Raw genomic sequence first — 17,034 nt, 5'->3', positions numbered from 1 at the left:
TCGCCTACTCTTTGCGCTGGTCGAACTGGCGACGCCGCCATCAAGCACGAGCCAGACAAGCCCACTACGCCCGCCGTCTCAACCTCGAACTCCGGCCATGATCACGAATGGCGGCTGCCGTACTAGCGCTACGAAATCGCTGTGATCAAGGCGCCGAAACCGCGATTTCGCACCGCTAGCAGATCAACACGCCGCGCGGCCGCAACACAGCCGGCCATTCGCGGGCGCAACACAGCCGGCCATTCCCGGCCGCAACACAGCCGGCCATTCCCTGCCGCACCACAGCCGGCCATTCCCGGACGGACGCCCGCCGAGACCCTCCCGTGCCCGCGCCTCCGCGATCATGGCGGGGAACACGGGGCCGGGTGGCACCGAAAAGCGCGCGAGGTGAATAGGCTTCGGGAATGGATGACAAGACTGTGCTGAGCCGGATTCACGGCTTGGTCGAGGAGGAGCACGAGCTCCGCCAGCAGCTGAGCCAGGGCAAGATCTCCTCGACCGAGGAGCACGCCCGGCTCAAGGACCTCGAAGAAGCGCTGGACCAGTGCTGGGACCTGCTGCGCCGCCGGCGCGCGGCCCGCTCGGCCGGGAACGACCCGGACACCGAGCAGGCGCACGCCGTCAGCGAGGTGGAGAACTACCTGCAGTGACGCGGCCCCGGTCGCGGCCGCCGCAGACGCGGCGGCCGCGGGCCGGGCACCGGCCTGGTCAGCCGGGACCCGCCTCGTGTCACCGCAGGCCGGTCTCGTGTCACCGCAAGCTCGCCTCGTGTCACCGCAGGCCCGCTTCGCATCACCGCAGGCCCGCCTCGTAGAAGAGCTGGTCGATCAGCCCTTCCGCGTCGACGTCGAGGCCGCGGGACCGGAACCAGCCGGCCACGTTGGTGACGTCCCGGGCGATGAACTCGCCGCCGCGCGGGTTGGCGATCACGTCCACGATCTGGGGCAGGTCGATCAGCACGAGGCGGCCCCGGTGGACCAGGGTGTTGTACGGCGACAGGTCGCCGTGTGCCACCTGGGCCCGGGCCAGCACCGACAGCGCGTCGGTCGTCTGCCGCCACAGGTCGGCCAGCACGTCCGGGTCGGCGCGGACCTGCGCGAGCCGGGGCGCGGCCTCCCCCGTCTCCCAGTCGCCGACGAACTCCAGCATGACCTCGGTGCCGATCAGCTGCACCGGGTACGGGACGCAGACCAGGCCACTCTCCTGCCCGATCTGCCAGAGCCGGCCGAGCGCGTCGAACTCGGCGGCCGCCCACTGACCGGCGATCATCTCCTTGCCGAACGCGGTGCGGTTCGTCATCGCCCGCATCTCGCGGGACCGCCGCACCCGGCGGCCCTCGAGGTAGCCGGCGTCACGGTGGAACAGCCGATGCTCGCCGTCCCGGTACCGTTTGGCGGCCAGCATGCTCGACGGACCGCCCGGGACGGACCGCCGGACCAGGTGGACGTCGGCTTCCTTGCCGGTCTTGAGGACGCCGAGCTCGGTGTCGACGGCGCCGTGTTCGGTGCGCACCCAGTCGGGGCGTGGTTCCGGGCCGTGCAGGGCGCCGTCCCAGGTGGACCACCGGTCGCCGTCGGGCGGCAGGTCGGGGTCCTCGTGCAGTGCCGGTTCGAGCCGGCCGCGTTTCAGGAAATCTGGTTCGTCGTCATCGAACTTGCGGCGCCCACGCCGCATGGTGTGCTCGCGCACTGGAGGGTCTCCTCGGAGAAAGAAATGAACGGGGATGACGGGACGACAGACATGACAAAGACAGCCACGGTGTCCACCCCCTTCTCTCTCGCGGAAACTTCTCTGGCAGCGCGCCGGATGACCGGCACGCACGAAGAAAACCAGAACCCGGCCGGGCCCCGCAACCGATTTATCAGCGGGTCGCCATGATGGCCGAGATGCCCTGGATCACATTGCCGACCACCTTCGTCGGGGCGAACCGGCTGTCCACCCACTCCCGCCCGCGGTGCAGCCACACGCTCGGCAGGCCCATCGCGGCCGCGCCACCGATGTCGGCCTCCGGGCTGTCACCCACGACCCAGGCCCCGGCGAGGCGCATCCGCACCCGCTGGGCGGCGAGCGCGAAGATCCGCGGGTTCGGTTTGCTGACCCCGCACTGCTCCGAGATCACCCAGTCGGCGACATAGCGGTCCAGCCCGGTGCGGCGGATCCGGGTCTCCTGCTGCTCCGCCGGGCCGTTGGTGACCACGACCGGGACCAGTCCCGCGTCCCGGGCGATGTCCAGCGCGCAGCCCACCATGGGGTCGAGGCGTTCGAAGGCGAGCGGGCCCTCGTTGAGCTCTTCGACGAGGTCGATGGAGGGGACTCCCAGCCGGTAGCGGCCGAGGATCAGGTCGGCCAGGTCCCATCGCGAGGTCAGCCCGTCGGCGTCGACCGAGACGAGCCAGTCGAGGTCCTCCTGCGGCGCGGCTATCTGGTCCAGAAAGCCTTTCGCCCACAGACGGAAAGCACCGCCGCGATCAAGCAGGGTGTCGTCCAGAGCGAGCAAGACAAGAGGCACGCGGGCACTTTACGTGAGACGCCGCGGAAGCGAACAGTCCAGGAGCGCCGGTAGGGCCCTGGCAGGATGACGAAATTCGCGTCATCCGATCGTGGGATAACCCTCCTTAGGAAGCCGTACGTACGGATTGCAAGACCACGGCGGCACATGACACGATCAGCGCGTGCCCCGGGTTAGTCAGGACCAGCTGGACGCGCGCCGCCACGAGATCCTCAATGCGGCCCGCGGCTGTTTCGCCCGGTTCGGTTACGAGGGGGCCACGGTCCGCCGTCTGGAAGAGGCGACGGGCATGTCCCGCGGGGCGATTTTCCACCATTTTCGTGACAAGGAATCGCTGTTCCTCGCTGTTGCCGAGGACGACGTAGCCACGATGGTCGAGACGGTGGCCCGCAACGGCCTCGTCCAAGTGATGCGTGACCTGCTGGCACGTGCCGGCAACAGCGAGGGCGACACCGCCGGCTGGCTCGGCACGCAGCTCGAGGTCGCGCACCGGCTGCGGACCGACCCGGCGTTCGCGAAACGCTGGACGGAACGATCCGCGGCGATCGCCGACGCCACCCGCGAGCGCCTGCAACGCCAGCGCGAGGCGGGCGTGCTCCGCCAGGACGTGCCGGTCGAGGTGCTCACGCAGTTCCTCGAACTGGCCTACGACGGCCTCGTCCTGCACCTGGCGACCGGCCGGCCACCGGGCGAGCTGACCCGCGTGCTCGACGTTGTCGAGGAAGCCGTCCGGCGCCACTGAAAACCCCTCGAAAGGGTCATTCCAGGCGGTCCGCTGCCGGCTTTCTTTCCCACCTTTCGGGTACGGGCTGCGCCGCCGGCCCCTCGTGCTCCACGCCACGGGACCCGGCAGCGGCGACCCAGTAGCGGCGACCCAGCAGCCCCGCCCGGCGGCGGTGGTCGCGGAGATCCGGGCGGCGAGCGGGCACCCCATCGATTGATCATCGTGAGGTGGCAGGATCTACGCATGGATCTCGGGCTGGCTGATCGTGTGTACATCCTCACCGGCGCGTCACGGGGGCTCGGCTTCGCCACCGCGCAGGCACTCGTCGCCGACGGCGCCCGGGTGGTGATCTCCGCGCGGGACGAGGAACGGGTGGCGGAGGCGGTGGCCGCTCTCGGCGGCCCGGAGTACGCGGCCGGCCTCGCCGCCGACCTGAGCGACCCGGCCACACCGCGCGAACTGGTGGACCTGGCGCAGGACCGGTTCGGCCGCCTCGACGGCGCACTGATCTCGGTGGGCGGGCCGGCACCGGGCACTGCGGCGAGCATGACCGACGACCAGTGGCGTGCCGCGTTCGACACCGTCTTCCTGGGCTCGGTCCGCGCGGCCCGCACCGTCGCGGCAGCCCTGCCCGAGGGCGGCGCCATCGCGTTCGTCCTGTCCACGTCGGTGCGCGCACCGCTGGCCGGGCTCGGCATCTCCAACGGCCTGCGGCCGGGCCTGGCGATGGTCGCGAAGGACATGGCCGACGAGTTCGGCCCCCGCGGCGTCCGCGTCCTCAGCATCCTGCCGGGCCGCTTCATGACCGACCGCAGCCGCGAACTCTTCGCCGCCACCGACGACCCGGCCACCGCAACCGCCGAGGCCGCGGCGGCGATCCCGCTGCGCCGCATCGGCGAGCCCGCCGAGTACGGCCAGGTAGCCGCCTTCCTGCTCAGCCCGGCAGCAAGCTACGTGACAGGCGCGGTCGTCCCGGTCGACGGCGGCTCCATGCGCGCCCTGTGACCCCCTCCCCCAAGCCCCGGTCAGGCGGCTCCCCCACGCCCGGCGGCTCGCCCTCGGCCGGCTCCCTCACGCCCGGCGGCTCGCCCTCGCCCGGCTCCCTCACGCCCGGCGGCTCGCCCTCGCCCGGCGGGCCGGGCTTTCGTAAGCCCACGCCGGCGGAGGTAGCGGCAGCCGGCGGCCGGACGATTCCGGATCTCGTCGGGCCGGACCTGCGGGTGCTCTTCTCCGGTATCAACCCGAGCCTCTACTCCGCCGCCACCGGCCACCACTTCGCCCGGCCGGGCAACCGTTTCTGGCCCACCCTGCACGGCGCCGGCTTCACCGACCGGCTCCTGCACCCTTCCGAACAGCACCTGTTGCCGGCGCTGGGCCTGGGCATCACCAACGTCGTAGCCCGCGCCACGGCCCGCGCCGACGAACTCTCACCGGCCGAGCTGGTCGAAGGCGGCCAGCTCTTGGCCGACCTGGTACGCGCCGCCCGCCCCCACTACCTGGCCGTCCTCGGGGTGACCGCGTACCGCACAGCGTTCAGCAGACCGAAAGCCCGGATCGGCCCGCAGCCGGACGAGGTGGGCGGCGCACCGGTCTGGGTCCTGCCGAACCCGAGCGGCCTGAACGCGCACTTCCAACTCCCCGACCTGATAGCCGAGTTCACCCACCTCCGCAACGCCGCCACCTGACCCCCCGCCGCCCCACCGCCCCGCGCCACCACCGCGCCCGGCCCGGCCCAGCGCCGGCCTTTCACCGCTTGTCGCCCATCAGGAAGCCGCATCTGCGCGCTGCCCGCCAGCTTGTGCTTCCGGCCGCCCCAGAGCAGTCTCCTCGACCGATAGCGCCACCCAGATCCGGCCAGCTGTCACCCACGGCTGCCCGAGAACACTCCCCACCAACCACCAGTGACAGCCACCCACCAGCTGTCACCCACGGCTGCCCGAGAACACTCCCCACCAACCACCAGTGACAGCCACCCACCAGCTGTCACCCACGGCTGCCCGAGAACACTCCCCACCAACCACCAGTGACAGCCACCCACCAGCTGCCGCTCACGATGTTGGCTCCGCCTGAAACCGTGACCACGTAGCTCCGGCTGAATGGGAACCACCTCCTGAAGCGTCGGGAGGGAGGCGCTGAGCGTGGAGGATCGGGCAGAGGTCCGGCGGTTGGAGGGGATGGCGATCCAGGCCATCGCCCGGCGGTCGAGGATGTCGCGGAACACGGTGAAGAAGGCCCTGTCCAGCGACGGTCCACCGCGGTATCAGCGGCGTCGAAGGGCTGCCCCCAGTCGGCCTCAACCGCTGGTGCGACGGTCCCTGAAGGTCTGGTCGTCGGCTGGGCGGGGTGGCAGCACCCGCTGCTCGTGGACGGCTGTTTCGCGCCGGAAACGGTCGGCCGACGGGTGCCAGGCCTCGTCGATCGGGCCCATGACGCCGCCGCCGATGCCCTTGCGCCGGGCCCACCCGGCGAACCGACGGAGGCCGAACAGCACCACCGCCACGACGAGCGCCGTGATCAGGAGCTCCATCGCGGCTCCGGGACGGTGGTGATCAGGCGCTCCATCGGCTCCACGAGGGCAGTGGTCAGGGATTCCATCGCGGCTCCGGGACGGTCGTGAGCAAGAGTTCCGTCGGAGCCGGGACGGTCGTGAGCAGGAGTTCCGTCGGAGCCGGGACGGCGGAGGTCAGGGGTTCCATCGGGGCTCCACGACGACCATTTCGACGTCCTCCTCGGGGAACGCGGGCGAGGTCACCGCGAACTGGGTGCGGTAGAGCTCGGAGTACAGCCCGCCGGCTGACATCAGGTCGGTGTGCCGGCCTCGCTCGACGATGCGGCCGTGGTCGAGGACCAGGATCTCGTCGGCGTCGCGGACGGTGGAGAGGCGGTGGGCGATGACGACAGCGGTCCGGCCGCGCAGGGCGGTGGAGAGGGCTCGCTGCACGGCGGCCTCGGATTCGCTGTCCAGGTGGGCGGTGGCTTCGTCGAGCACCACGACGGACGGCTGTTTCAGCAGGATCCGGGCGATGGCGATGCGTTGTTTCTCGCCGCCGGAGAATCGGTAGCCGCGCTCGCCCACGACCGTGTCCAGGCCGTCCGGCAGCGCCCTGATCAGGTCGTCGACCTGCGCACCCGCCAGCGCCGCCCACATCTGTTCCTCGGTGGCGCCGGGTGCCGCGTACCGCAGGTTCTCCGCGATGGTCTCGTGGAAGAGGTGCGAATCCTGGGTGACGACGCCGATGGTGTCGCGCAGCGAGTCCAAGGTCGCGTCGCGCACGTCGACGCCGCCGATCAGGACCGCGCCGCCGGTGACGTCGTAGACCCGGGACAGCAGCATCGACGTGGTGGACTTGCCGGCGCCGGAGGGACCGACGAGCGCGACCATCCGGCCCGGTTCGACGGTGAAGTCGACGCCTTGCAGGACGGGCGGGTTCTCCCGGCGGTCGAGGGCGGTGACGTCCTCCAGGGTGGCGAGCGAGACCTGGTCGGCGCTGGGGTAGCGGAACGAGACGTCGCGGAACTCGATCCGGCCGGCACCGGGTGGGATGGGTGTGGCGTCCGGTTTCTCGGCGATGCCGGGGGCCAGGTCGAGCACCTCGAAGACCCGGTCGAAGGAGACCAGCGCGCTCATCACGTCGACCCGGACGTTGCTGAGGGCGGTGAGCGGGCCGTAGAGGCGAGTCAGCAGCAGCGCCAGCGTGACGACGGTGCCGGCCGAGACCTCGCCGCGGACCGCGAGCCAGCCGCCCAGGCCGTAGGTCAGCGCCTGCGCCAGCGACGCGACGAGCAGCATCGCCACGAAGAAGGTCCGCGAGAACATCGCCTGCTGCACGCCGATGTCCCGGACCCGCTCGGCGCGCTCGCCGAACCGGGCGGCCTCCGCATCGGGGCGGCCGAAGAGCTTGACCAGCAGCGCGCCGGAGACGTTGAAACGCTCGGTCATGGTCGCGTTCATCTTGGCGTCCAAGTTGTACGACTCACGGGTGATCTCCGCGAGCCGCTTGCCGACCCGTCGCGCCGGGATGATGAAGACCGGCAGCAGCACCAGCGACAGCACCGTGATCGGCCAGGACAGCGTGAACATCACCGCCGCGGTCAGCACCAGCTGGATGACGTTGCTGAGCACGCCGGAGAGGGTCGACGTGAACGCCCGCTGCGCGCCGACCACGTCGTTGTTGAGCCGGCTGACCAGCGCACCGGTCTGGGTCCGGGTGAAGAACTGCAACGGCATGCGCTGTACGTGGTCGAAGACCCGGGTCCGCAGGGTGAGGATGACGCCCTCGCCGATGCGTGCCGAGTACCACCTCTGGGCCAGGGAGAGCAGCGCGTCGGCGACGGCCAGCCCGGCAATGAGCAGGGCGAGCCGGATCACGGTGCCGGCCGCCTCGGGTCCGCCGCCGGTGATCGCGTTGATCACCTGACCGGCGAGCAGCGGCGTGGCCACCCCGATGCCGGCGGCGACCACCACGGTCAGCAGGAACACCGTGATGTCGTGCCGGTACGGGGTTGCGAACCGCATGATCCGGCGGGCGGTGCCGCGCTTGACCTGATGCTGGTTCACCTGGTCGGCGTTCTGGATCGAGCGCAGCACGGTCCAGCTCGGCATGGAGCTCATTCGTCACCTCCCGGGGTGCCGTTCGACGCGTCTGCTGAAGAGCATGCCGCGTGGGTACGACAACCCGGGAGGCGAACCGTTTACTCCCCGGTTCCCATCAGGTCGCTGAGGCGCCGGGTCTGTGCTTCGCGCTCGGCCCGGTCCTGTTCCGCGTACGACCGGAGGGGCGCACCCGCGAGCAGGGCCTTGATCTCGGCGACCGCACCGGCGGGACCGGCCAGAACCGCGGCGGCGAGGTCGGACACCGCCTCGTCCAACTCGCCCCGGGGCACCACCGCGGTGGCCAGGCCGATCCGGTCGGCCTCGTTCGCCGAGAGCCGGCGGCCGGTCACGCAGATCTCCAGCGCCCGCGACGGGCCGACGAGTTCGACGAGCCGTTTCGTGCCGCCCAGGTCAGGCACCAGCCCGAGCGTGACCTCGGCCATCGAGAACCGCGCGTCGTCGGTGAGCACCCGCATGTCGCAGTTGAGTGCGAGCTGGAACCCGGCGCCGATCGCGTGACCCTGGACCGCCGCGATTGACACAATGGACGGGCTGCGCAACCAGGTGAACGCGGTCTGGAAGCCGGCAATCTGATCGGCGCACTCGGCAGCCGACAACTGTGCCAGCCGGGTCAGTGAAGAATCGCCGTCGCCACGCGCGACCGACAGATCCAGGCCCGCCGAAAACGCGCGGCCCTCGGCGCGCACAATGACGACGCGTACGTCGCCCGGTAATTTCCGGGAAATGTTGCCGAGCTCCGTCCACATCGCCGGAGTCTGGGCATTGAGAACGTCGGGCCGGCACAACGTCACCGTCGCGACCGGCCCGTCCTGTTCGTAGCGAATGCCTAGCTCGTCGGCGGATACCGTGGATAGCGGCCCGGCGTTGCCGGTCGTCACGCCTTCTTGCGGCGGCGGGCACCGCCACGCTGGCGCAACTGCACACCCGATTCGGTGAGCACGCGGTGCACGAATCCGTAGGACCTTCCGGTGGATGCGGCCAGCGCCCGGATGCTCTCGCCCGAGGTGTATCGCTTCACCAGGTCCTTGGCGAGCGACTGCCGCTCGCTACCGACGATTCGACGACCCTTCTCAGTACTGGTAGCTGTGCCAGTGGCTGCCATCTTGAATCCTCACGTCGCAGACAGTGCGGTCAGATACGGTCCCACCTATTACACCGTCTCCAACGATCATGCGCCAGGCATCCAGCGCTCGCGAACGTGCCCATTTATTACTGTCAGGAACTTGACGGTTACCACACACATCAATGTCAGACAGTTTGCGGTCAGCACCCTGCGCGGCAATTCCGGTCCGGGGTTGATCGGCCGGCGCGCTTGCCAAGACCATCGATCACCTGCAGAAACACTCGATCGAGACGACCCGCAGGTGGAAGCCATGACCGCTCCGGAGAGTGCTGTGATCGCTCCGAAGGGTGATGATCCAATGGGCTGGGCCGGACGGCAGGGCCGCCCGACCTGTTCACAAACGCCCGAACATCGCACTGTCTGTGTGGGCACCAGTTGACAACTGACGATGCGGTTGATCCTCGTGATTTCGCAGAACGTGAGCGCTCACCCTCGCAGGCACGCACGCCCGCGAGGCCACGCAGGCACGCACGCCCGCGAGGCCACCAGACACGCACGCCGGCGAGGCCACCAGATGACGCCGAACGGCTCAGGCGAGCTCGACCAGCTCCAGCAGGTCATCGCTCCACGCGTCCTCGTCGCCGTCCGGCAGCAGGATCGCCCGGTCCGGCTTGAGCGCCTGCACCGCACCCGCGTCGTGCGTGACCAGGACGATGGCACCCGGGTAGTTGGCGATCGCGTCCAGCACCTGCTCGCGGCTGACCGGGTCCAGGTTGTTCGTCGGCTCGTCGAGCAGCAGCACGTTGGCACCGGAGCAGACCAGCGTGGCCAGCGCCAGCCGGGTCTTCTCGCCGCCGGAGAGCACGCCTGCCGGCTTGTCCACGTCGTCGCCGGAGAAAAGGAAGGCGCCGAGGATCTTCCGCAGCTCGGTGTCGGTCTGCTCGGCGGCGGCGCTGCGCATGTGCTCGAGGATGGTGCGGTCCACGTCCAGGGTCTCGTGCTCCTGGGCGTAGTAGCCGAGCCGCAGCCCGTGACCGGGACGCACCTCGCCGGTGTCCGGCTCGAGCAGCCCACCCAGCATCCGGAGCAGGGTCGTCTTGCCGGCGCCGTTGAGGCCGAGGATGGCGACCCGGGAACCGCGGTCGACGGCCACGTCCACGTCGGTGAAGATCTCCAGGGACCCGTACGACTTCGACAGGCCGGAGGCGGTCAGCGGCGTCTTGCCGCAGGGGGCGGGGTTCGGGAACCGGACCTTCGCCACCTTGTCCGAGGTGCGCGTCTCCTCCAGGCCGCCGAGCAGTTTCTCGGCGCGCTTGGCCATGTTCTGCGCGGCCACCGTCTTGGTCGCCTTGGCCCGCATCTTGTCGGCCTGGGCCATCAGGGCGCCGGCCTTCTTCTCCGCGTTGGCGCGCTCCCGGCGGCGGCGGCGCTCGTCGGTCTCGCGCGCCTCCAGGTAGGTCTTCCAGCCCATGTTGTACATGTCGACGACCGAGCGGTTCGCGTCGAGGTACCACACCTTGTTGACCGCGGCCTCGAGCAGCTCGACATCGTGGCTGATCACGATGAGGCCGCCCTTGTGCTGCGCCATGTAACCGCGCAGCCAGGCGATCGAGTCCTGGTCGAGGTGGTTGGTCGGCTCGTCCAGCAGCAGGATGCCCTTGCCGTTCTGCCCGGAGTTGGCGAACAGGATGCGGGCCAGCTCGATCCGGCGGCGCTGACCGCCGGAGAGGGTGCCGATGGTCTGCGCCAGGGCGCGGTCGGGCAGGCCCAGGTTCGCGCAGATCCGGGCGGCCTCGGCCTCGGCGCCGTAGCCGCCGAGGGCGGAGAACTGGTCCTCGAGCTGGCCGTAGCGCCGGACCAGTTTGTCGTCGGCGCTCTCCTCCAGCTCCACCTCGAGCTTCTGCATCTCGGCGAGGATGCTGTCCAGCCCGCGGGCGGACAGCACGCGGTCGCGGCCGGTGACGTTGAGGTCGCCGGTGCGCGGGTCCTGCGGCAGGTAACCGATCTCACTGGTCCGCTCGACCTGTCCCGCGTACGGGATGCCCTCGCCGGCCAGCACCTTCAGCGTGGTGGTCTTGCCGGCGCCGTTGCGGCCGACCAGGCCGATCCGGTCGCCGGGCTGCACCCGCAACGTGGTCGGGGAGATCAGGATGCGGGCGCCTGCGCGGAGTTCGAGTCCGGTGGCGGTGATCATGAATTTCTCGCTCTCGGTGATCGGGCTGACTCAGGGCGCAAGAAAGCGCCGGCCGCCCGTTCGGTCCGGGGCGGTCGGCGCGGGGCAGGTCAGCCTTCGCAGAGCAGCACGCCGCCATAGTACCGGGCTGCCACGTTCGGCTCCCACTCGATTAGTTCACACAGCCACCGGGTACACGCCGTGCAACCGTGGCGAAGGCAGGACGACATGGAACTGAACGAACGCGCCGACATCGACACCAGTCAGGTGCAGGAGAGTGGCCGCTCGGGTGGCGGCGGTGGCATCGGCGGGCTCCCGATCGGTGGCGGCGGACTCACCGGCATCGTGGTGACCCTGGTGCTGGCGCTGGTCGGCGGCTACTTCGGGATCAACACGATGGGCGGTGGGGACGGCGGCGGCGACTCGGCCGCGACGCCCCTGAGCGGTTGCACCGGCGAGCAGAAACTCCAGGAGCTCAAGTGCCGCAACGCGCTCTACATCACGTCGATCCAGGCGTACTGGCGTGACCAGCTGCCGAAGTCCTTCGGCGAGCAGTACCAGCCCGCCACCACCCAGATCTTCGACGGTCAGGTGCGCACCGCGTGCGGCGCCGCCGACTCCGGCGTCGGCCCGTTCTACTGCCCCGCCGACGACAAGGTCTACATCGACCTGACCTTCTACCAGGTTCTCTCCCAGCAGCTGGGCGCGCCGGGCGAGTTCGCGCAGCCGTACGTGCTGGCCCACGAGTACGGCCACCATGTGCAGGACGTCCTCGGCACCGAGGCGGAGATGCGGCGCCGGCAGGAGCGCGACCCGTCCTCGGCGAACGAGGAGTCGGTGAAGCTGGAACTGCAGGCCGACTGCTACGCCGGTGCCTGGGCAAAATCGGCCGCCAACACCACCGACGCGGACGGCGACAAGATCTTCGTCAGCCTCACCGACCAGGACATTCAGGAGGGCATCCAGGCGGCCGGGCAGATCGGTGACGACACGCTCCAGAAGCAGGGCGGCGGCGAGATCAACCCGGAGCAGTTCACTCACGGCACGTCGGCGCAGCGGCAGGAGTGGTTCCGGGCCGGCTACGACTCCGGCGACCCGGCGCAGTGCGACACGTTCAAGGCCGGGGCGGTCGGCTGACGGCCCGGACGGCTTGTGACGGACGGTTGTGACGGACGGCTTTACGGACGGATCAGGATCGGCACGGCGCGAGCCGCGGCGACGGCGGTCACCAGGACCGCGTGCCGCGGCTCGGGCACATCCAGGAGGCGATCGGCGCGGAGCGCGGCGACCGGCCGCAGGGTGGGCGAGGCCAGGATGGCGTCGACGGCCGAACGATCCCCGCCGGTGACCACGGCGCTCAGGGCCCGTACCTCCGGAAGGAGAATGCGCCCGGCGATCCCGGCGCCGTCGGCAGCCGCCGCCTTGGCCTGATTGTCCCGGCGGCGCGCGAAGCGCTGCTGCGACCAGCCACCCGCCGCGGTCCGCCCCTGCACGTAGTGGGTGTCCACCTTGGACGTGATCAGTTCCGGTCCGTCGGCTATGCCGACGGCAACCGCGCCCTTGCGCGCCAGCAGCAGCCCCAGCCGCCGCGAGGCCTGCGCCTCACGGATCAACGCGTCGAGCGTCGAGACCGGGCCGGCACCGGGAGGCGCGCTGAGCGTCGCCGACGTGCCGTCCTCGGCGATCAAGGTCAGACCCTCCGCACGGTACGGGCCATGGCGCGTCGCGAAATTCTCCAGCCATCGCGGCAGCCGCTCCGGGGCGACGTCCACCCACTTCCCACCGCCTGCGGCCGGACGTTCTCCCATTCCTGTCACACTACGGTGGCAGGATCGCAGGGCATGAGCGACCTGGCCGGGACGTTGATGGAGCGGCTCACCACCGAGCTCGAGGCCGCGCGCGACCGGGAACGTGCCGCCGGCATGGAGGCCTACATGCGGGACCTGTTCCCGTTCTTCGGCCTGCCCGCACCGGCCCGCCGCGCCCGGGCCAGAACGGCACTCACCGGGCTGCCCCGGCCCTCCGCCGATGACCTGCGTGCCGTCGCCCTGGCCTGCTGGGAGCGTGACGAGCGGGAGTTCCAGCAGTTCGCCTGCGACTACCTGGTCGCCCACGCGGCGGTCCCGGGTCCGGAATTCCTCGACACCGTGGCGCGACTGATCACCACGAAATCGTGGTGGGACTCCGTCGACCCGCTCGCCACCCGCGTCGTCGGCGGTCTCGTGCGGCGGCACCCGGCGCTGGCCGGGCGGATGGACGAGTGGTCGCGCCACACGGACATGTGGCTGGTGCGCACGGCCGTCCTGCACCAGCTGCACTACGGGTCAGCGACCGATACTGATCGGCTGTTCGGCTACTGCGCGGCGCAGGCCGGCCACCCGGACTTCTTCGTCCGCAAGGCGATCGGCTGGGCCCTCCGGCAGTACGCGCGCACCGACCCGGGGGCCGTGCGCGTGTTCCTCGCCGAGCATGCCGGCGACCTGTCGCCCCTGTCGGTCCGGGAGGCGAGCAAACACCTCTGATCCCGCCGGAGGTCATTCCGGTGTTCAGGCGGCCGCCACGAGATGCAGCGCCAGCGCGGCGATCACCACGCTGGAGATCAGGGCGGTGATCAGCCGGCCTCGGTCGCCGGTCAGGAAGCGCCCGATCAGCGAGCCGCTCCCGGCGATCAGCAGCTGCCAGCTCGCGGAGGCGAGGAAGGCGCCGGCCACGAACCAGACGCCGCCTCCGGCGCCACCCCTGCCGAGCACCAGCGCGGCGAAATAGACCACAGTGGCCGGATTGAGCAGCGTGAGGGCGAGCACCGCGGCGTACGCACGTGGCGCTGTCCGCTCCCAGGCGGCACCAGTTTCTGCTGCGCCCGTGCCAGCCGCCTCGACCCGCGCCGCGCCCGCCGGGCCGGTGTCCGCCGGTCTGCGGCGGCGCAGCGCTCCCCGGGCCGTCCAGCCGGCCAGTCCGAGCAGGACCGCGGCCCCGGCCCACCGCAGCGGCCCGGCGATCGGCGTGATCGCGGTCGCAACGGCCGCTCCCCCGGCCACCGCCACCAGGGCGTAGAGCCCGTCCGCGGTCGCCGCACCCAGCCCGGCGGCCGCGCCGACCCGCAGGGAGACCCGGGCGCTGAGGCCGGCGACCAGGACCGCGATGGCGCCGACCGGGACGGCGATCCCGTAACCGGCGACCACGCCGGCGAGGAACGCGGCGCTCATGACCGTTGCCGGGGCACCGCCGCCCGCCGGGAGGCCTGCTGCCGCGCGCCGGCCCGCTCGGTCGCGGTGGCACGGACAGCCGGGTACGTCTCGAGTGCGGTCACGCCGCCATCCTGGGCCGCGGCCGGTCGCCGTACCACCGAATTTCGGTCACACCTGGTGCGATCACGACCTCACTACGTGACCGATGGGCGTCCGGCTCGATAGGGTCCGATCATGGTCGCTGAACTGATCCTGGTGCGGCACGGGCAGAGCCTGGCCAATGTCGCCTTCCCCGCCGCCGACGCGGAGGAACTCCTGGAGCTGAAGGTCGAACTGAGCGGGCGGGATGCCGAGGTGCCGCTCACCGAGACCGGCGAGGAGCAGGCCGCCGCGCTCGGCCGCTGGCTGGCCACCCTGCCGGCGGACCAGCTGCCCGAGGTCGTGATCACGTCGCCGTACCTGCGGGCCCGCGAGACGTGGCGCCTCGCGGCCGAGGCGTCCGGCCTGGACCTGCCGGAACCGACCACCGACGACCGGCTGGTCGACCGCCTCATGGGTGATCTGGAACTACTCACCCGCGCCGCGGTCACCGCCCGCTTCCCGGACGAGGCAGGACGCCGGGCCGCGGCCGGTGAGTACGAGTACGCGCCACCGGGTGGCGAGTCCTTTGCGGACATCCGCGTACGCCTGACCGCCTTCCTCGCCGACCTGGAGAGGGACCATGCCGGTCGGCGGGTGGTCGTGGTCGCCCATGACGCGGTGGTGCTGATGATGCGCGCCGTCGTCGAGAACCTGGAGTGGGAGCAGGTCCTCGCCGTCGAGGCGGAGGCCGGCAGTGTCCGCAATGCGTCGATCAGCCGCTTCGACGGCTCCTCCGGCACGCTCGTGCTGGACCGCTACAACGTGATCGATCACTTACCGTCCGCATAAATGAATAGACAGACATCTTGCAAAGGTATATTTGCAAACTTATCTTGGGACGATGCCCGAGACCCGCCATCCCCAGTCCCTGCGCGGGCTGGCGCACCCGTTGCGCGTACGCATCCTGCGGGTCCTTCATGAGCGGGGCGCCTCGACCGCCACCCGCCTGGCCGGTGATCTGGGGGAGAGTTCCGGCGCGACCAGTTACCACCTGCGTCAGCTCGCCGGGTACGGCTTCGTCGAGGAGGACGAGAAACTGGGACGCGGCCGGGAACGCTGGTGGCGGGTCGCCGGCCCGGAAACGGCGCCGGACCAGCAGCACGCCGTCGCGGTCGCCGACTTCCAGCGCGTACAGGATTTCCTCTCCCTCACCGGCGCCGTTCCCCCGGAGTGGTCCGGCAGCGTGGCCCTCGGCAGCCGGGTCCTGCGGATCACCCCCGCCGAGGCCACCGAGATGCTCGGGCGCATCGACCGGGTGCTGGCCGACTACCCGGCCGACCGGCCCGGCGAGACCGCGCCGGCGGACACCGCGAGGGTGGTGTTCCAGTGGCAGTCCTTTCCGCAGATCCGATGAACCGCCAGCTCGTCGTCCTGCTCGCCGCCGAAGGCATCTCGCTGCTGGGCAGCCGGATCACCTTCGTCGCCCTGCCCTGGCTGGTGCTCACCACCCACGACTCGGCCCTGCTCGCCGGCGTGGCGGGATTCGCCGAGATGCTCCCCTACATCATCGCCGGCCTGATCGGCGGACCCGTCGTGGACCGCGTCGGACCGCGCCCCACCGCGGTCGCCGCCGACGCGGCGAGCGTGCTCGCGGTCGCCGGCATCCCGCTCCTCGCGTTCTACGGCAACGCGCCGCTCAGCGTGGTGTTCCTGCTGATCGCCCTGGCCGGCGCCCTGCGCGGCTTCGGCGACGCGGCCAAACGCGCGCTCCTCCCGCGGACGATCGCCGCCGCCGGCGTCTCCACGGAACGCGGCACCACCCTCTACGACGGGGTCGCCCGCACCTCCACGCTGATCGGCCTGCCGCTCGCGGGCGTGCTGATCGCGGCGCACGGACCCGCGACCGTCCTGCTCTACGACGCGGCCACCTTCGCGATCACGGCCCTGATCATCGGGACGCTCGTGCAGGTCGGTGCCCCCGACGCGGCCGCCGACCAGGGCTACACCGACGCGCTGCGCGACGGGTTCCGGTGGGTCCGCGACGACCGGCTCATCCTCGGCGTGATGTCGCTACTGTTCGTGACGAACATGTTCGACCAGGCGTACGCCACCGTCTTCGTCCCCGTCTGGGTGCGCGAAGGCCCGCACGGCCCGGCCGCCCTCGGTGTCGTCGGCACCGCGTTCGGGCTCGGCGCCGTCGCCGGGAACATCCTCTACACCGTCCTGGCGCCCCGATTACCCCGCCGCCGCACCTTCGGCATCTGCTTCTTCCTCGGCGGACCCGCCCAGTTGCTGGCGCTCGCCCTCACCGACACGGTCTGGGTGGTCCTCGCCACCGCGGCCATCTCCGGCGCGCTCATGTCCACGGTGAACCCCATCCTGCTCGCTGCCGTCTACCGCCGGATCCCGGTCCACATGCACGGCCGCGTGATAAGCGTGCTCATCTCCGTGTCCTGGGCGGGCATCCCGCTCGGTGGGGTGCTGGGCGGCTGGGCCACGGACCTGCTGGGCCTGCGGACCGCGGCCCTGCTGGCGGCGATCGGCTACCTCGCGGTCACAGCGGCCCCCTTCCTCTTCCCGGCGTGGCAGGCCCTGGACCGGGGCGACCAGGTACGCAAAGCCGTCGCCCCGGCCTGACCCACCCCTGCCACCCGCCCCTGCCCTGCCCCTGCCCTGCCCCG

At 70.9% G+C, this 17,034-nt stretch carries 18 protein-coding genes; 9 read left to right on the top strand and 9 right to left on the bottom strand.

From position 1 onward, the window contains the following. Nucleotides 1-404: 404 nt before the first annotated feature. Nucleotides 405-650, top strand: coding sequence for a DUF2630 family protein (locus tag LPA41_RS34340; RefSeq protein ID WP_229075348.1), 246 nt, complete (start codon nucleotides 405-407; stop codon nucleotides 648-650). A 142-nt stretch (nucleotides 651-792) separates the two neighbouring features. Here the strand turns inward: LPA41_RS34340 and LPA41_RS34335 are convergent, their stop codons facing one another. Continuing rightward, a complete protein-coding gene (locus LPA41_RS34335; RefSeq protein WP_374238241.1) occupies nucleotides 793-1,689 on the bottom strand; it encodes a serine protein kinase RIO in 897 nt (298 codons plus the stop codon). A gap of 172 nt (nucleotides 1,690-1,861) precedes the next feature. After that, complete coding sequence (locus LPA41_RS34330) at nucleotides 1,862-2,509, bottom strand: HAD family hydrolase (protein ID WP_229075346.1); 648 nt, start codon at nucleotides 2,507-2,509, stop codon at nucleotides 1,862-1,864. A gap of 163 nt (nucleotides 2,510-2,672) precedes the next feature. On the opposite strand from LPA41_RS34330, the gene LPA41_RS34325 reads away from it, so the two are divergent. The 3 genes from LPA41_RS34325 (at nucleotide 2,673) to mug (ending at nucleotide 4,918) form a co-directional block, all read left to right on the top strand. After that, nucleotides 2,673-3,251: a TetR/AcrR family transcriptional regulator gene (locus LPA41_RS34325; RefSeq protein ID WP_229075345.1), complete on the top strand. Its 579-nt coding sequence runs from the start codon at nucleotides 2,673-2,675 to the stop codon at nucleotides 3,249-3,251. A 225-nt stretch (nucleotides 3,252-3,476) separates the two neighbouring features. Then, entirely contained in the window at nucleotides 3,477-4,238 is a 762-nt protein-coding gene (locus tag LPA41_RS34320; protein WP_229075343.1) for an SDR family oxidoreductase, read from the top strand. Between the two features lie 215 nt (nucleotides 4,239-4,453). Beyond that, on the top strand, nucleotides 4,454-4,918 hold the full coding sequence (mug, locus tag LPA41_RS34315; protein WP_374238240.1) for a G/U mismatch-specific DNA glycosylase: 465 nt from the start codon (nucleotides 4,454-4,456) through the stop codon (nucleotides 4,916-4,918). Nucleotides 4,919-5,526: 608 nt separating this feature from the next. On the opposite strand, the gene LPA41_RS34305 is transcribed toward mug, so the two are convergent. From LPA41_RS34305 to LPA41_RS34285, 5 genes are all read right to left on the bottom strand, one after another. After that, a complete protein-coding gene (locus tag LPA41_RS34305) occupies nucleotides 5,527-5,760 on the bottom strand; it encodes a hypothetical protein (RefSeq protein ID WP_229075341.1) in 234 nt (77 codons plus the stop codon). Between the two features lie 156 nt (nucleotides 5,761-5,916). Continuing rightward, nucleotides 5,917-7,836: an ABC transporter ATP-binding protein gene (locus LPA41_RS34300; protein ID WP_229075339.1), complete on the bottom strand. Its 1,920-nt coding sequence runs from the start codon at nucleotides 7,834-7,836 to the stop codon at nucleotides 5,917-5,919. Between the two features lie 89 nt (nucleotides 7,837-7,925). Beyond that, the gene (locus tag LPA41_RS34295; protein ID WP_229075338.1) at nucleotides 7,926-8,726 is read right to left on the bottom strand and encodes an enoyl-CoA hydratase/isomerase family protein; all 801 of its coding nucleotides are present in this window, start codon (nucleotides 8,724-8,726) and stop codon (nucleotides 7,926-7,928) included. Beyond that, complete coding sequence (locus tag LPA41_RS34290) at nucleotides 8,723-8,950, bottom strand: helix-turn-helix domain-containing protein (RefSeq protein ID WP_014441759.1); 228 nt, start codon at nucleotides 8,948-8,950, stop codon at nucleotides 8,723-8,725. The genes LPA41_RS34295 and LPA41_RS34290 overlap by 4 nt, the downstream gene beginning before the upstream one ends. 550 nt (nucleotides 8,951-9,500) lie before the next feature. After that, on the bottom strand, nucleotides 9,501-11,105 hold the full coding sequence (locus LPA41_RS34285) for an ABC-F family ATP-binding cassette domain-containing protein (RefSeq protein ID WP_229075335.1): 1,605 nt from the start codon (nucleotides 11,103-11,105) through the stop codon (nucleotides 9,501-9,503). A gap of 207 nt (nucleotides 11,106-11,312) precedes the next feature. On the opposite strand from LPA41_RS34285, the gene LPA41_RS34280 reads away from it, so the two are divergent. Beyond that, complete coding sequence (locus LPA41_RS34280; protein ID WP_229075334.1) at nucleotides 11,313-12,221, top strand: neutral zinc metallopeptidase; 909 nt, start codon at nucleotides 11,313-11,315, stop codon at nucleotides 12,219-12,221. A gap of 41 nt (nucleotides 12,222-12,262) precedes the next feature. Here LPA41_RS34280 and LPA41_RS34275 read toward each other — a convergent pair whose 3' ends face one another. Continuing rightward, complete coding sequence (locus LPA41_RS34275) at nucleotides 12,263-12,892, bottom strand: acVLRF1 family peptidyl-tRNA hydrolase (RefSeq protein ID WP_229075332.1); 630 nt, start codon at nucleotides 12,890-12,892, stop codon at nucleotides 12,263-12,265. 33 nt (nucleotides 12,893-12,925) lie between these two features. Here LPA41_RS34275 and LPA41_RS34270 point away from each other — a divergent pair, with 33 nt between their 5' ends. Then, nucleotides 12,926-13,606 carry a DNA alkylation repair protein gene (locus tag LPA41_RS34270; RefSeq protein ID WP_229075331.1) on the top strand — a complete coding sequence of 227 codons (681 nt, stop codon included), beginning with the start codon at nucleotides 12,926-12,928 and terminating at the stop codon, nucleotides 13,604-13,606. A 24-nt stretch (nucleotides 13,607-13,630) separates the two neighbouring features. Here the strand turns inward: LPA41_RS34270 and LPA41_RS34265 are convergent, their stop codons facing one another. Then, nucleotides 13,631-14,290, bottom strand: coding sequence for a LysE family transporter (locus LPA41_RS34265; RefSeq protein WP_229075330.1), 660 nt, complete (start codon nucleotides 14,288-14,290; stop codon nucleotides 13,631-13,633). A 216-nt stretch (nucleotides 14,291-14,506) separates the two neighbouring features. On the opposite strand from LPA41_RS34265, the gene LPA41_RS34260 reads away from it, so the two are divergent. From LPA41_RS34260 to LPA41_RS34250, 3 genes are read left to right on the top strand one after another with little or no spacing between them, the layout of a single operon-like run. Next, the gene (locus tag LPA41_RS34260) at nucleotides 14,507-15,202 is read left to right on the top strand and encodes a histidine phosphatase family protein (RefSeq protein ID WP_229075328.1); all 696 of its coding nucleotides are present in this window, start codon (nucleotides 14,507-14,509) and stop codon (nucleotides 15,200-15,202) included. 52 nt (nucleotides 15,203-15,254) lie between these two features. Then, nucleotides 15,255-15,767, top strand: coding sequence for a winged helix-turn-helix domain-containing protein (locus LPA41_RS34255; protein WP_229075327.1), 513 nt, complete (start codon nucleotides 15,255-15,257; stop codon nucleotides 15,765-15,767). Beyond that, nucleotides 15,764-16,990 (top strand): MFS transporter, encoded by a 1,227-nt coding sequence (locus LPA41_RS34250; protein WP_229075325.1) that lies wholly within the window; start codon nucleotides 15,764-15,766, stop codon nucleotides 16,988-16,990. Before LPA41_RS34255 ends, LPA41_RS34250 begins: the two co-directional genes overlap by 4 nt. The last annotated feature ends 44 nt before the right edge of the window (nucleotides 16,991-17,034 follow it).

Origin of the sequence: Actinoplanes sp. DH11 (genome assembly GCF_020873875.1) — a bacterium.
Taxonomy (GTDB): Bacteria; Actinomycetota; Actinomycetes; order Mycobacteriales; family Micromonosporaceae; genus Actinoplanes.
Note: the sequence above shows the minus strand (reverse complement) of the source record. Positions and strands in the feature narration are given on the sequence as shown.

What these genes read in the sequence shown, in the direction of transcription:
- LPA41_RS34260 (WP_229075328.1), top strand. Translation starts at nt 14,507, where the DNA reads ATGGTCGCTGAACTGATCCTGGTGCGGCACGGGCAGAGCCTGGCCAAT.
- LPA41_RS34280 (WP_229075334.1), top strand. Translation starts at nt 11,313, where the DNA reads ATGGAACTGAACGAACGCGCCGACATCGACACCAGTCAGGTGCAGGAG.
- LPA41_RS34265 (WP_229075330.1), bottom strand. Translation starts at nt 14,290, where the DNA reads ATGAGCGCCGCGTTCCTCGCCGGCGTGGTCGCCGGTTACGGGATCGCC.
- LPA41_RS34305 (WP_229075341.1), bottom strand. Translation starts at nt 5,760, where the DNA reads ATGGAGCTCCTGATCACGGCGCTCGTCGTGGCGGTGGTGCTGTTCGGC.
- LPA41_RS34320 (WP_229075343.1), top strand. Translation starts at nt 3,477, where the DNA reads ATGGATCTCGGGCTGGCTGATCGTGTGTACATCCTCACCGGCGCGTCA.
- LPA41_RS34300 (WP_229075339.1), bottom strand. Translation starts at nt 7,836, where the DNA reads ATGCCGAGCTGGACCGTGCTGCGCTCGATCCAGAACGCCGACCAGGTG.
- LPA41_RS34270 (WP_229075331.1), top strand. Translation starts at nt 12,926, where the DNA reads ATGAGCGACCTGGCCGGGACGTTGATGGAGCGGCTCACCACCGAGCTC.
- LPA41_RS34275 (WP_229075332.1), bottom strand. Translation starts at nt 12,892, where the DNA reads ATGGGAGAACGTCCGGCCGCAGGCGGTGGGAAGTGGGTGGACGTCGCC.
- LPA41_RS34340 (WP_229075348.1), top strand. Translation starts at nt 405, where the DNA reads ATGGATGACAAGACTGTGCTGAGCCGGATTCACGGCTTGGTCGAGGAG.
- LPA41_RS34255 (WP_229075327.1), top strand. Translation starts at nt 15,255, where the DNA reads ATGCCCGAGACCCGCCATCCCCAGTCCCTGCGCGGGCTGGCGCACCCG.
- LPA41_RS34250 (WP_229075325.1), top strand. Translation starts at nt 15,764, where the DNA reads ATGAACCGCCAGCTCGTCGTCCTGCTCGCCGCCGAAGGCATCTCGCTG.
- LPA41_RS34290 (WP_014441759.1), bottom strand. Translation starts at nt 8,950, where the DNA reads ATGGCAGCCACTGGCACAGCTACCAGTACTGAGAAGGGTCGTCGAATC.
- LPA41_RS34285 (WP_229075335.1), bottom strand. Translation starts at nt 11,105, where the DNA reads ATGATCACCGCCACCGGACTCGAACTCCGCGCAGGCGCCCGCATCCTG.